This is a genomic window from Pseudomonas sp. Leaf58 (assembly GCF_003627215.1).
GTDB lineage: Bacteria > Pseudomonadota > Gammaproteobacteria > Pseudomonadales > Pseudomonadaceae > Aquipseudomonas.
Map to the genome: position 1 here is coordinate 4,663,388 of NZ_CP032677.1, position 13,867 is coordinate 4,677,254.

Consider the following 13,867-nt stretch of genomic DNA (forward strand, 5'->3'; position numbering starts at 1 on the left):
AAAAACCAGCTTCAAGGGGCAAGGTGGTTTTCTGCGCCACAACATAATCTGCCAGGGGGCATTGGCAGGCCTGAAAAAACTACTGTATAAATAACCAGACCTGACTTTCGGGAGCCGCCCCCATGCTGGTGCACCTATCCATTCACAACTACGCCATCGTCGAGCACCTCGACCTCGAAATCGCCCGCGGCATGTCCGTGATTACCGGCGAGACCGGCGCCGGCAAATCGATCATGCTCGATGCCCTTGGCCTGGCCCTGGGCGACCGGGCCGACAGCGGCGTGGTGCGCCCCGGCACGGACAAGGCAGACATCCTTGCCACCTTCGACCTGGTGGATATCCCCGAGGCGCATGCCTGGCTGGCCGAGCGCGACCTGGACAACGACGGCCTGTGCATCCTGCGCCGGGTGATCACCGCCGAAGGCCGCAGCCGCGGCTATATCAATGGCACTCCGTGCCCACTCGGCGACCTCAAGGCACTGGGCGAGCTGCTGATCGATATCCACAGCCAGCACGAACACCAGTCACTGCTCAAGACCGACACCCATCGTCGCCTGCTTGACGAGTATGCCGGCGCCGTCGACCTGGCCCGCCAAGTGCAGCTGGCCGCCAAACGCTGGAACCAGACCCGCCTGGAGCTGGAACGCCTGTCCAACTCCGGCGACGAGCAGCGCGCCCGCCACCAGTTGCTCAGCTACCAGCTGGAAGAGCTGGACAACCTGGGCTTGGGCGAGCACGAACTGGAACAGCTGGAACAGGAACACAAAAACCTGACCAGCGCCGAAGCGCTGTTCGGCATTTGCCGCCAGGTCATCGACCAGTGCAGCGAAAGCGATTCGGGCAACGTACTCAGCGCCCTCACCTCCAGCCTCAACCGGTTGGGTGCCGCCAGCAACTCACCCAAGGCGCTGGGCGAAGCGGCCAACTTGATCGCCAGTGCGCAGATCCAGGTGGAGGAAGCCGTGGGCGAACTCAACCGCTTCCTCGACAACTTCGACGCCGACCCCATGCGCCTGCAGGCGCTGGAGGAACGCCTCGACACGATCTACACGCTGGCCCGCAAACACCGCGTGCACCCTACCGAACTGCCCCACCTGCAACAGCAGTTGATGGAAGAGCTGGAAGGCCTTAACGCCAGCGATGAGTCGATCGAACGGCTGGGCGAAGAGCTGGCCGCTTTCGCCCAGCACTATAGAGAGAAGGCCCGCGAGCTCAGCGCCCTGCGCCAGCAGGCTGCCCAGCAGTTGGCAGTAGCCGTTGAGCAGGAGATCCAGCGCCTGGGCATGCCCGGCGGGCGCTTCTGCATTGCGCTGACTCCAAACGAGGGTGCCGACCTGTCGCCGCATGGCCTGGAGCAGATCGAACTACTGGTCAGCGCCAACCCCGGGCAACCGCTCAAAGGCCTGGCGAAGGTGGCTTCGGGCGGCGAACTGTCGCGCATCAGCCTGGCGATTCAGGTGATTACCGCGCAGACCTCGCGCATTCCCACCCTGGTGTTCGACGAAGTCGACGTCGGTATCGGCGGGCCTACTGCCGAGATCGTCGGCCAACTGCTGCGCCGCCTGGGCGAACGCGGCCAGGTACTGACCGTGACCCACTTGCCGCAGGTAGCCGCGCAAGGCCATCACCACCTGTTCGTGCACAAGGTGCGCAACAGCGACACCACCCACACCGCGGTAGCCAGCTTGGGCAAGCGCGAGCGGGTGGAGGAAGTGGCGCGGATGCTGGGCGGCATCGACCTGACCAAGGAGTCCCTGGCGCATGCGCGCAAGATGGTTGTGAGCGGAAAGGCCTGAACCCTTCTTTTTCAGGTCAATTCGCGGGCACGCCCGCGAAGAGCCCAGCACAGGCAACACACCTCTCAGCCCCTCCAGAAAGCACAAAGGCGACCCGAAGGTCGCCTTTGTCATTCATTAACGATAAAAATCGTTACTTTTTCTTACGCACATACAGGACCAGATTGTGGTCCACCAGCTCGTAGCCATGCTCGGCGACGATTTCGCGCTGGCGCTTTTCGATCTCGGCATCCATGAACTCGATGACCTCACTGGTCTCCACGTTGACCATATGGTCGTGGTGACCGCCATCGGCCAGTTCAAACACTGCATGGCCGCCGTCGAAGTTATGGCGAACCACCAGACCCGCCGCCTCGAACTGGGTCAGTACGCGATAGACGGTGGCCAGGCCAACATCCTCGCCAGCTTCCATCAGCGCTTTGTAGACGTCCTCAGCACTCATGTGGCGCTGCTCGGTGGAGTCGAGCATCTGAAGGATCTTGACTCGAGGCAGGGTCACCTTGAGGCCGGCTTTGCGCAATTCGCTATTTTCAACCATGGTCAGCTTTCTCGCCGATGCTGCTTCGCAGCTTCTCTTAATACGGGTATGATCGGGGTTTACGTTGTCCAGCCAAGATAGTGGAAGTCGCCCACCGATGCAAAACACCAAGCTCTTGCTAACCAGCCTCACCCTAGTGGGACTGCTCGCACTCGCCGGTTGCTCGTTTCCCGGGGTTTACAAAATCGACATCCAGCAGGGCAATGTCGTTACGCAAGACATGATAGACCAATTACGCCCCGGAATGACCCGTCGGCAAGTAAGGTTTATCATGGGTAACCCGCTGATCCAGGACACCTTCAACACCAATCGTTGGGATTACCTGTACAGCCTGCAGCCAGGTGGCGGCAAACGCCAACAAGAGCGCATGAGCATTTTCTTCAACGAAAGCGACCAACTGGTCAGCCTGTCTGGCGACTTCATGCCAGGTGTCAGCCGCGACCAGGAAATTCTCGGTGGCAGCAGCGACACCACGGTCAGCCCGGCCAACCAGCCCGCGCAGCCAGCCGTGCAGCCAGAAGAAAAACCGGCCAAGCCAGGCTCGGTAGAAGAATCCATCCAGCGCGAGATCGACACCATCGAGACCACCCCAGTGCCAACCCCGGCACCGCTGGAAACCGCGCCGCAGTAAGCGCACAGCAGATACGAAAAAGCCCGGACCTGGTCCGGGCTTTTTGTTGCCGCTGGTTCAGTCAACCATTCAGCTGCTTGGCACGCTGGCAGAACGCATCCACCAGGGTATTGGCCGCCTGATTGAACAGCGGCCCCAGGGTCGCACGCACCAGGGAGCCTGCGTAGTCGAACGACAGGTCGAGGCTGATCTTGCAGGCCTTGTCACCCAGCGGCTTGAACACCCACACGCCATGCAGCTGGGTGAACGGCCCCTCTTCCAGGTTCATTTCGATGGACTGCCCAGGCACCAGCACATTACGCGTCACGAAGTGCTGGCTCATCCCCCCCTTGGCCACTTCAAGCTTGGCGCGCATGTGCGTGTCACTGGCTTCGAGCACCGTCGAGGCCGAGCACCAAGGCAGAAACTGTGGGTAACTGGCTACATCGTTGACCAGATCGTAGAGCGCCTGGGCAGGGTATGGCAGCAGGGCGGAGCGTTGAATATGGGTAGTCATCCAGGCGTCACTTCCAAGGCTGGGTGGCGGCGCTTCGCAGCGTGCCAAAAACAGGTTCTGTCCCCAAGACAGGGGCTGTATTGTCCGGTATTCATTGCAGGGGCTCAAGCACACCGAAATCCCATAGCGGAGGGCGCACGGACTTGCCTATAATGCCGCCCCTATGGCTAAGCAAAAAAAACATCCGACCGGGACCATCGCGCAGAACAAGAAAGCGCGACACGATTACTTCATCGAACACAAGTTCGAGGCCGGGCTGGTCCTGTCCGGTTGGGAAGTAAAAAGCCTGCGGGCCGGCAAGGCGCACCTCGTTGACAGCTACGTGCTGCTCAAGGACGGTGAGGCCTGGCTGTTCGGCAGCCACATCACCCCGCTGACCACAGCCAGCACCCACGTCATCGCCGACCCTATCCGCACCCGCAAGCTGCTGCTGAACAAGCGTGAACTCGAGCGCCTGGAAGCAGCTGTGGCGCAAAAGGGTTACACCTGCGTGGCGTTGTCGCTGTACTGGAGCCAGCACCTGATCAAGTGCGAAATTGCACTGGGCAAGGGCAAGAAGGAATTCGACAAGCGCGACACCGTGCGCGAACGCGATTCCAACCGCGAGCTGCAGCGGGCCGTGCGCAACAAGGGCAAGGAAGACTAAGCCTTCTTTAGCCTGGCCCGGCCTCTTCGCGGGTGAACCCGCTCCTACAGGTTATGCACCGCATTCGAAGGTGGTGCGCACCCCGTAGCAGCGGGTTCACCGGCGAAGAGACCAGCACCGCCACTGCAAGGCTCAGCGCCCGCTACGCCGCTCGGCCCGCGCCACCCGCTGCGCTTCTTCCTGGGCCTCTTCCAGCACCTCCTGCACGTACAGAATGTGCCGGCTGGACACCTCTCGCGCATCTTCCGCCCGGCCCTCGACAATCGCCAGGTAAAGCTCGCGGTGCTGACTGATCAGCATGTCGCGGGTCTCAGTACGCTGTTGGTACATGCCACCAATGTTGGTCACCACGTTGCGCTTGAGCAGGTCGAACAACCCGCGAATGGTGTGCAGCAGCACGGCGTTATGGCTGGCCTCGGCAATCGCCAGGTGGAAGCGCGCATCGGCTGCGCCCTCTTCTGCCCGGGTGACTTCATCGACCCTGGCATAGCAGTCCTGCAGCTCATCGAAGGCTGCCTTCAGCCGCGCCCGGTCCGGCTCGGTGGCGCGCTGGGCCGCGTAAAAGGCGCAGGACGCCTCCAGGGTATGGCGAAACTCGAGCAGGTCACGCTGCGCCTCGGCACTGTGTTCCAGCAGCTGCAGCAGCGGGTCGCTGAAGGTAGACCCCAGGGACGCGGCGACAAAATTGCCGCCACCCTGACGGCTAACCAGCAGCCCCTTGGCCACCAGCTTCTGGATTGCCTCACGCAGTGACGGGCGGGACACGCCAAACTGCTCGGCAAGGACGCGCTCGGCCGGCAGCCGCTGCCCCGAGGTCAGCGTGCCTTCCAAAATCATCCTTTCCAACCGATCGACAATGTCGTCGGACAGGCGCCGTTGGCGGACCTGATCAAAAACCATCACATGCTCTCCACAAACCCCCGGCAAATTTCAGGGGGCGCTTATTCTCGCCGATCCAGGCCGCGCAAACACCCACCAGGCCACGATTTTCCCAGCCCATCAGGCGCCCGCTCATCGGCCCACCTGCAAAGTTTTACACGGGACAAATTGACACACCCATGGAAGCGCTTTTAACCTAGCGACCAGCCATTGTAAATTGGTCTTACCAATTATCCAATGCCAGTGCCTGACCAACAACAATTAGGGGCCACCCCATATGCAAACCTGGCAACAACTCTATAGCCCGCTTGGTAGTCTTGGCCTGTCCGCACTGGCGGCGGTCATTCCCATCGTCTTCTTCTTCCTTGCCCTCGCCGTGTTCCGCCTCAAAGGCCACGTGGCCGGCAGCATCACCCTGGCACTGTCGATTCTGGTGGCGATCTTCGCCTTCCAGATGCCTGTCGACATGGCGTTCGCCGCCGCGGGTTATGGCTTCCTCTACGGCCTCTGGCCAATTGCCTGGATCATCGTTGCCGCGGTGTTCCTGTACAAACTCACGGTCAAGAGCGGCCAGTTCGAAGTGATCCGCAGCTCGGTGCTGTCGATTACCGACGACCAACGCCTGCAAGTCCTGCTGATCGGCTTCTGCTTCGGTGCCTTCCTGGAAGGTGCAGCGGGCTTTGGTGCACCGGTGGCAATCACTGCCGCGCTGCTGGTGGGCCTGGGCTTCAACCCGCTGTACGCCGCCGGCCTGTGCCTGATCGCCAACACCGCGCCAGTGGCCTTTGGCGCCTTGGGTATCCCGATCATCGTGGCCGGCCAGGTCACCGGTATCGACGCCTTCCACATCGGCGCCATGACCGGCCGCCAGCTGCCGCTGCTGTCGCTGTTCGTGCCGTTCTGGCTGGTGTTCATGATGGACGGCCTGCGTGGCGTGAAGGAAACCTGGCCTGCCGCCCTGGTTGCCGGCCTGAGCTTTGCCGTCACCCAGTACTTCACCTCGAACTTCATCGGCCCAGAGCTGCCAGACATCACCTCGGCCCTGGCCAGCCTGATCTGCCTGACGCTGTTCCTGAAAGTGTGGCAGCCCAAGCGCTCGTTCAGCGAAGCCAAAGGCAGCGTTGGCGCCGCCGTGGTGCAGCCAAGCGGCAGCCAGCCAACCCCGTACAGCTTCGGTGAAATTTTCAAGGCTTGGTCGCCGTTCCTGATCCTCACCGTACTGGTCACCATCTGGACCCTGAAGCCGTTCAAGGCGGCCTTCGCCCCGGGCGGTGCGATGTACAACTTCGTGTTCAACTTCGCCATCCCGCACCTGGACCAACTGGTGATCAAGAGCGCACCGATCGTTGCCGCGCCAACCGCCATGCCAGCGGTGTTCAAGCTCGACCCGATCTCCGCTACCGGCACCGCAATCTTCCTGTCGGCGCTGATTTCCATGGCGGTGCTGAAGATCAACTTCAAAACTGGTCTGACCACTTTCAAAGAGACCTTCTGGGAGCTGCGCTGGCCGATCCTGTCGATCGGCATGGTGCTGGCCTTCGCCTTCGTCACCAACTACTCGGGCATGTCTTCGACCATGGCCCTGGTGCTGGCCGGTACCGGCGCGGCGTTCCCGTTCTTCTCGCCGTTCCTCGGCTGGCTGGGCGTGTTCCTGACCGGTTCGGACACCTCGTCCAACGCCCTGTTCAGCTCGCTGCAGGCCACCACCGCGCACCAGATCGGGGTCAACGACACCCTGCTGGTGGCAGCCAACACCAGCGGCGGCGTGACCGGCAAGATGATCTCGCCGCAATCGATCGCCGTGGCCTGCGCGGCCACCGGCTTGGTTGGCAAGGAGTCCGACCTGTTCCGCTTCACCGTCAAGCACAGCCTGTTCTTCGCCACCATCGTCGGCCTGATCACCCTGGTCCAGGCCTACTGGCTGACCGGCATGCTGGTTCATCACTAAAGTGAACGGGGCCGGGCGCCATGGCGCGCCCGGCATTCCCCACAAGCAACGCTGCGAGAATCCATGATCATTTCTGCCTCTACCGACTATCGCGCCGCGGCCCAACGCAAGCTGCCCCCCTTCCTGTTCCACTACGCCGATGGCGGTGCCTACGCCGAGCACACCCTGCGCCACAACGTCTCGGACCTGGCCAGCATCGCCCTGCGCCAGCGGGTGTTGAAGAACATGTCCGAGCTCAGCCTCGAGACCCAACTGTTCAACGAAACCCTGAGCATGCCGGTGGCCCTGGCCCCGGTCGGCCTCACCGGCATGTACGCCCGCCGTGGCGAAGTGCAGGCAGCCCGCGCGGCAGCGGCCCACGGCATTCCGTTCACCATGTCCACGGTGTCGGTGTGCCCGATCGAAGAAGTGGCGCCGGCGATCAACCGGCCGATGTGGTTCCAGCTGTACGTGCTCAAGGACCGCGGCTTCATGCGCAATGCCCTGGAGCGGGCCAAGGCTGCCGGGGTCACCACCCTGGTGTTCACCGTCGACATGCCAACCCCCGGCGCCCGCTACCGCGACGCCCACTCGGGCATGAGCGGCAAAAACGGCCCACTGCGCCGCATGCTGCAAGCCATGACCCACCCCGAGTGGGCGTGGGATGTGGGGGTGATGGGCCGCCCACATGACCTGGGCAACATCTCTACCTACCGTGGCAACCCCACCGGCCTGGCCGACTACATCGGCTGGCTGGCCAACAACTTCGACCCGTCCATCTCCTGGAAAGACCTGGAGTGGATCCGCGACTTCTGGGACGGCCCGATGATCATCAAGGGCATCCTCGATGCCGATGACGCCCGCGATGCAGTCCGGTTTGGCGCCGACGGCATCGTCGTGTCCAACCATGGCGGCCGCCAGCTCGACGGCGTGCTGTCCAGCGCCCGCGCGCTGCCGGCGATTGCCGACGCGGTCAAAGGTGACCTGAAGATTCTTGCCGACTCCGGCATCCGCAGCGGCCTCGACGTGGTGCGCATGGTCGCCCTGGGCGCCGACACCGTCTTGATCGGCCGCGCCTTCCTCTACGCCCTTGCCGTGCACGGCCAGGCCGGGGTGAAAAACCTGCTGGAGCTGTTCGAGAAGGAAATGCGCGTGGCCATGGTGCTGACCGGCGCCAAGTCGATCAGCGAAATCACCCGCGACTCGCTGGTACGCGAACTGGGCGCCTGAGCGCCTTCCAGAACGACCGCCTGATTGACCCGGGGCATGTGGCGCACAGACGCCACAGCCCCGCGAGGAGACTGCATGAGCCTGCCCGCCGCGTTCCTGCGTGATGCCGAGCGCCTGATCCCCGCCGAACGCCGCTTCGACGACCCCACCTCTACCCTGGCCTTTGGCACCGACGCCAGCTTCTACCGGCTGATCCCCAAGCTGGTGGTACGCGTCGAGTCCGAAGACGAAGTAGTCGGCCTGATCAAACTGGCCCAGCGCGAGCGGGTGCCGGTCACCTTCCGCGCTGCCGGCACCAGCCTATCTGGCCAGGCCATCAGCGACTCGGTGCTGATCGTGCTCGGTGACAACTGGAACGGCCGCGAAATCCGCGGCCAAGGCGAGCAGATCCGCCTGCAGCCCGGCGTCATCGGTGCCCAAGCCAACGCCTGGCTGGCCCCCTTCGGGCGCAAGATCGGCCCCGACCCGGCCTCGATCAACGCCTGCAAAATCGGCGGTATCGTTGCCAACAATGCCAGCGGCATGTGCTGCGGCACCGCACAGAACACCTACCACACCCTGGCCGGCCTGCGCCTGGTGCTGGCCGACGGCAGCCGCCTGGACAGCGAAGACCCAGCCAGCGTCGCCGCGTTTGAACAAAGCCACGCCGGCCTGCTGCAATCGCTGGCCCAGCTGGGCCGCGAAACCCGCGCCAATACCGCACTGGCTGAGCGCATCCGACACAAGTACCGGCTGAAGAACACCACCGGCCTGTCGCTGAACGCGCTGGTGGACTACGACCAGCCGCTGGATATCCTGCAGCACCTGCTGGTCGGTTCCGAAGGCACCCTGGGCTTCATCAGCGCGGTCACCTACAACACCGTGCCCGACCACCCGCACAAGGCCAGCGCCCTGTTGGTGTTCCCCAGCGTCGAAAGCTGCTGCCGCGCAGTGACCGTGCTCAAGCGCCAGCCGGTTTCCGCCGTGGAACTGCTCGACCGCCGCAGCCTGCGCTCGGTACAGAACATGCCCGGTATGCCGCTGTGGGTAAAAGGCCTGTCGGACAATGCCTGCGCCCTGCTGATCGAATCCCGCGCCGCCAGCCAAAGCCTGCTGCACGAGCAGTTGCACCAGGTGATGGCCTCGATCGCCGACTTCCCACTGGAACAGCAAGTGGACTTCAGCGAAGACCCGGCGGTGTACAACCAGCTGTGGAAGATCCGCAAAGACACCTTCCCCGCCGTCGGCGCCGTGCGCCAGACTGGCACCACGGTGATCATCGAAGACGTGACCTTCCCCATCGAGCAACTGGCCGAAGGCGTCAACCGCCTGATCCAGCTGTTCGACAAACACCGCTACGACGAAGCGATCATTTTTGGCCACGCCCTGGAAGGCAACCTGCACTTTGTCTTCACCCAAGGCTTCAACAGCGCCGAAGAAGTCGCCCGTTACCAGGCCTTCATGGACGACGTCGCGCAATTGGTGGCCGTGGAGTTCGGCGGCTCGCTCAAGGCCGAGCACGGCACCGGGCGCAACATGGCGCCGTTCGTGGCGCTGGAGTGGGGCCAGGATGCCTACCAGCTGATGTGGAAGCTCAAGCGCCTGCTCGACCCCAACGGCATCCTCAACCCCGACGTGGTGTTGAGCGAAGACCCAGACATCCACCTGAAAAGCCTCAAGCCACTGCCCGCTGCCGACGACATCGTCGACAAATGCATCGAGTGCGGCTTCTGCGAACCGGTGTGCCCCTCCAAAGGCCTGACCCTTAGCCCACGCCAGCGCATCGTCATGTGGCGTGACATTCAGGCCAAGCAGCGCGCCGGCATCGACACCCGCGAACTGATGCACACCTACCAGTACCAAGGCATCGACACCTGCGCCGCCACCGGCCTGTGCGCCCAGCGCTGCCCGGTCGGCATCAACACCGGCGAGCTGGTGAAAAAGCTGCGCAGCCAGGCTGCCGCCCACGAAAAAACCGCCGACTGGCTGGCCGAGCACTTCCACACCGCCCTGGGCGGCGCCCGCCTGACCCTGACCGCCGCCAACACCGCACGCAAACTGTTGGGCGCACCACGCCTGGGCCGCCTGAGCGCCTCGTTGAACAAAGCCAGCAAAGGCCGCCTGCCGCAGTGGACCCCGGCCATGCCGCAACCCCTGCGCCCGCTGGGCTTCGGCCCCGCCAGCAACGACGCCCGCCCCCGCGTGGTGTACCTGGCCGCCTGCGTGTCGCGGGTGATGGGCCCGGCCTATGCCGACCGCGAGCAAAGCTCACTGCTGGACAAAACCCGCGCCCTGCTGGAAAAGGCCGGTTACCAAGTGGTATTCCCCGATAACGCCGACAGCCTGTGCTGCGGCCAGCCGTTCGCCTCCAAGGGTTACCCCGAACAGGCCGAGCACAAGCGCCAGGAACTGCTGACCGCCCTGCTGCACGCCAGCCGCGGCGGCCTCGACCCGATCTACTGCGACACCAGCCCCTGCACCCTGCGCCTGGTGCAAGACCTGGGCGACACCCGGCTAGACCTGTACGACCCGGTGCGCTTCATTCGCACGCACTTGCTCGACCGCCTGGAGTTCACCCCCCAGGACCAACCGGTGGCCGTGCACGTGACGTGCAGCACCCAGCACCTGGGCGAAAGCCAAGCGTTGATCGACCTGGCGCGGCGCTGCAGCAACCAGGTGGTGATCCCGGAAGGCATCCATTGTTGTGGCTTTGCCGGTGACAAAGGCTTCACCACCCCCGAGCTGAACGCCCACTCGCTGCGCAGCCTGAAGGACGCCGTGCAGTATTGCAGCGAAGGCATCTCCACCAGTCGCACCTGCGAAATCGGCTTGTCCAGCCACAGTGGTATCGACTACCACGGCCTGGTCTACCTGGTAGACCGCGTCACCCGCCCCCGCAGCCTCTAACCCTGTGGGGCGGGCACGCCCGCGAAAAACACAACGCCGTGCCTGGCACCGGCTACGCCGGTGTTCGCGGGCAAGCCCCTCCACAGGGACAATCTTGTTCTAAAGGCCCACGCTCCCCCTGTAGGAGCGGCTTCAGCCGCGAACACCGGCAAAGCCGGTGCCATCCCCCCTCATCCCAATGGAACCCCTACCAATCCCCCACAGTCCACCTTACAGGCCCACCCTCCAGAGGCCCCAGAGGAGACTCCCATGAAAGGTACCGCGCTTTCGGCCCTGTTCGCGGCCGCCACCCTACTGGCTTCGCCGGTGTTTGCCGCCGAAGACCTGTGCACCGCCAACCTGCAAAAAATCGACGACAACATGGCCACCGCAGGCGCCACCTCCGAAGGCCTGGACAAAGCCATCACCGAGCACGTCGACAAAGCCAAGGCCGCGCAGGCCTCGGGCGACACCAAGGAGTGCATTGCCATCACCAGCAAAGTGCTGGAGCGCATGGAGAAAACCGAGAAAGGCAGCGGTACCGGCAGCGGCGGCGCCTGAGCCCCAAAGCGGGCGACCCGACCGGCTGTCGACGTCGCCCGCACAATGGCGTATACTCCGCCTCACGTGCCGTAAGGTGCGTTAGCCAAGAGCTAGTGTGGGGCCGATTAGGATTCGACGCCGGTAACGAAACTCTAGGTGCATGCCGAGTTGGTAACAGAACTCGTAAATCCACTGTTGCAACTTTTATAGTTGCCAATGACGAAAACTACGGCGCGGAGTACCAGCTGGCCGCTTAATGCGGCTATCTGACCCGTTGCTTCTGGTAGCTTCGGCTCCAGCAATCACTAGGGGATGCCTGTAAACCCGAACTGATTGTCATATAGAACAGGATCGTCGCGTAGCACGTTGTGGGCGAAGTGACTAAAACTTACACAACTCATCCAAAGCACCCTGCCCGTCGGGCGGCTGCGGATTAAATCAGTAGACACGGCTAAGCATGTAGTACCGACAGCGGAGTACTGGCGGACGGGGGTTCAAATCCCCCCGGCTCCACCAAATGATCAATCAAAGACGTCCACGGACGTCTTTTTTTGTGCCTGGAAGTCAGTGAAATCAAGGGTTTACTGCTCTTTTGAGGGCCACAACGGTTTTTTGAGTTCCAGCCATCCCGGTATTCCCGGTGGTATTCCAGCTTACCTGGGGCTAATCTTGGGAATACCAAAAGGTGTCATGGAGCTTCTCCCATGTGCGCTCAAACAGCTCGCCTCTCCGACCGCCAGCTTAAGGCGGTCAAGCCCAAAGACAAGGACTACGTCCTCACGGATGGCGACGGCCTGCAGCTTCGCGTCCGGGTCAACCGCTCGATGCAGTGGAATTTCAACTACAGGCATCCGGTCACCAAAAATCGAATCAACATGGCGCTCGGCTCCTACCCTGAGGTCTCTCTGGCGCAAGCTCGGCGGAAAGCGGTTGAGGCTAGGGAAGTTCTTGCGCAGGGGATCGACCCCAAAGCTCAGCGCAATGATCTCGCGCAGGCCAAACTAGCCGAGACGGAACATACGTTCGAGAAAGTAGCCGCTGCCTGGTTCGAGCTGAAAAAGGACTCGGTCACGCCGGCCTATGCTGAGGACATCTGGCGCTCACTCACGCTGCACGTTTTTCCGAGCATGAAATCGACCCCGATCTCGGAAGTCAGCGCACCGATGGTGATAAAGATTCTTCGGCCCATCGAAGCCAAAGGCAGCTTGGAAACAGTGAAGCGGCTTAGCCAGCGCCTCAACGAGATCATGACCTACGGGGTCAATTCGGGAATGATCTTCGCGAACCCGCTCAGCGGGATTCGGGCGGTGTTCAAGAAGCCGAAGAAAGAAAACATGGCGGCGCTACCACCCGAGGAGCTTCCTGAGCTCATGCTGGAAATAGCGAACGCCAGTATCAAGCGCACGACCCGCTGCTTGATCGAATGGCAGTTGCACACCATGACTCGCCCCGCCGAGGCAGCGACTACTCGCTGGGCAGACATCGACTTTGAAAGGCGTGTCTGGACCATCCCGCCGGAGCGGATGAAGAAGCGCCGCCCGCACAGCATCCCGTTGAGCGATCAAGTCATGTCATTGCTGGAAATACTGAAGTCCCACAGTGGTCATCGGGAATACGTCTTCCCGGCAGACCGAAACCCTCGTACTCATGCCAATAGCCAGACCGCCAACATGGCGTTGAAACGTATGGGCTTCCAGGACCGGTTGGTCAGCCACGGCATGCGCTCGATGGCCAGCACCATTTTGAATGAACATGGGTGGGACCCGGAGCTCATCGAAGTGGCGTTGGCGCACGTCGATAAGGATGAGGTGCGCAGCGCCTACAACCGAGCCGACTACATCGAGCGCCGACGGCCGATGATGGCTTGGTGGAGCGAGTACATTCTGAAGGCGTCGACGGGCAATCTCTCGGCCAGCGCGATGAATGTGGCCACGGATCGGAACGTAGTACCCATCCGATAGGACGGCGACAACGGCGACACTGGCGACAGACCGCATGCCATCTACATCCTTTTCGTCTGAGCTGATGGCGACAGTCGCCAACTCGCCTTGCTTTTAGCTTCTCCGGCTAAGCCCGTGAGCATGGGGAGGCTTCGCATCCCCATGCTCACGTGCTAACACTAGAAAAGCGACAAACGGCCACTTTGCCACTGACAGCCACCGATTGGCAAAGCACGCCAAAGAAGGAATCTGGCGCATTTCCATGTGCCCTTCACCAATTGACCCGTGCCGCGGTGACCGATAGAACGAAGGTTCAAAGCGCTGCCTTCGGCAGCACCCCAGATGACCAGAGCCTTCAAGGTCATGCCGCTAACCC

The 13,867-nt window shown here is 62.4% G+C and carries 11 protein-coding genes and 1 other RNA gene; 9 read left to right on the forward strand and 3 right to left on the reverse strand.

Going from position 1 to position 13,867, the window contains the following annotated elements; translation table 11 throughout:
* Nucleotides 1-122: 122 nt before the first annotated feature.
* Nucleotides 123-1,796 carry a DNA repair protein RecN gene (gene recN / locus DV532_RS21705; RefSeq protein ID WP_056795069.1) on the forward strand — a complete coding sequence of 558 codons (1,674 nt, stop codon included), beginning with the start codon at nt 123-125 and terminating at the stop codon, nt 1,794-1,796.
* Between the two features lie 133 nt (nt 1,797-1,929).
* Here recN and fur read toward each other — a convergent pair whose 3' ends face one another.
* Nucleotides 1,930-2,334: a ferric iron uptake transcriptional regulator gene (fur, locus tag DV532_RS21710; protein ID WP_015271870.1), complete on the reverse strand. Its 405-nt coding sequence runs from the start codon at nt 2,332-2,334 to the stop codon at nt 1,930-1,932.
* Between the two features lie 97 nt (nt 2,335-2,431).
* Between fur and DV532_RS21715 the strand changes: the two genes are divergently transcribed.
* Nucleotides 2,432-2,965 (forward strand): outer membrane protein assembly factor BamE, encoded by a 534-nt coding sequence (locus DV532_RS21715; RefSeq protein WP_056795066.1) that lies wholly within the window; start codon nt 2,432-2,434, stop codon nt 2,963-2,965.
* A gap of 61 nt (nt 2,966-3,026) precedes the next feature.
* Here the strand turns inward: DV532_RS21715 and DV532_RS21720 are convergent, their stop codons facing one another.
* A complete protein-coding gene (locus DV532_RS21720) occupies nt 3,027-3,461 on the reverse strand; it encodes a type II toxin-antitoxin system RatA family toxin (protein WP_056795061.1) in 435 nt (144 codons plus the stop codon).
* A 163-nt stretch (nt 3,462-3,624) separates the two neighbouring features.
* On the opposite strand from DV532_RS21720, the gene smpB reads away from it, so the two are divergent.
* A complete protein-coding gene (gene smpB, locus DV532_RS21725; protein WP_056795058.1) occupies nt 3,625-4,107 on the forward strand; it encodes an SsrA-binding protein SmpB in 483 nt (160 codons plus the stop codon).
* A gap of 132 nt (nt 4,108-4,239) precedes the next feature.
* Here the strand turns inward: smpB and DV532_RS21730 are convergent, their stop codons facing one another.
* Nucleotides 4,240-5,007 carry an FCD domain-containing protein gene (locus DV532_RS21730; RefSeq protein ID WP_056795056.1) on the reverse strand — a complete coding sequence of 256 codons (768 nt, stop codon included), beginning with the start codon at nt 5,005-5,007 and terminating at the stop codon, nt 4,240-4,242.
* 256 nt (nt 5,008-5,263) lie between these two features.
* Here DV532_RS21730 and DV532_RS21735 point away from each other — a divergent pair, with 256 nt between their 5' ends.
* The 6 genes from DV532_RS21735 to DV532_RS21760 all read left to right on the forward strand — a co-directional run bounded on the left by DV532_RS21735 (nt 5,264) and on the right by DV532_RS21760 (nt 13,512).
* On the forward strand, nt 5,264-6,934 hold the full coding sequence (locus DV532_RS21735; protein ID WP_056795053.1) for a lactate permease LctP family transporter: 1,671 nt from the start codon (nt 5,264-5,266) through the stop codon (nt 6,932-6,934).
* Nucleotides 6,935-6,997: 63 nt separating this feature from the next.
* Nucleotides 6,998-8,143, forward strand: a complete 1,146-nt coding sequence (gene lldD, locus DV532_RS21740) for an FMN-dependent L-lactate dehydrogenase LldD (RefSeq protein WP_056795050.1) — start codon at nt 6,998-7,000, stop codon at nt 8,141-8,143.
* 75 nt (nt 8,144-8,218) lie between these two features.
* Nucleotides 8,219-11,029, forward strand: a complete 2,811-nt coding sequence (locus DV532_RS21745) for an FAD-binding and (Fe-S)-binding domain-containing protein (RefSeq protein ID WP_056795047.1) — start codon at nt 8,219-8,221, stop codon at nt 11,027-11,029.
* Nucleotides 11,030-11,278: 249 nt separating this feature from the next.
* A complete protein-coding gene (locus DV532_RS21750; protein ID WP_056795044.1) occupies nt 11,279-11,569 on the forward strand; it encodes a hypothetical protein in 291 nt (96 codons plus the stop codon).
* Between the two features lie 99 nt (nt 11,570-11,668).
* Nucleotides 11,669-12,067, forward strand: a transfer-messenger RNA (tmRNA) gene (gene ssrA, locus DV532_RS21755).
* Between the two features lie 188 nt (nt 12,068-12,255).
* The gene (locus DV532_RS21760; RefSeq protein ID WP_056795039.1) at nt 12,256-13,512 is read left to right on the forward strand and encodes an integrase domain-containing protein; all 1,257 of its coding nucleotides are present in this window, start codon (nt 12,256-12,258) and stop codon (nt 13,510-13,512) included.
* Nucleotides 13,513-13,867: the final 355 nt, after the last annotated feature.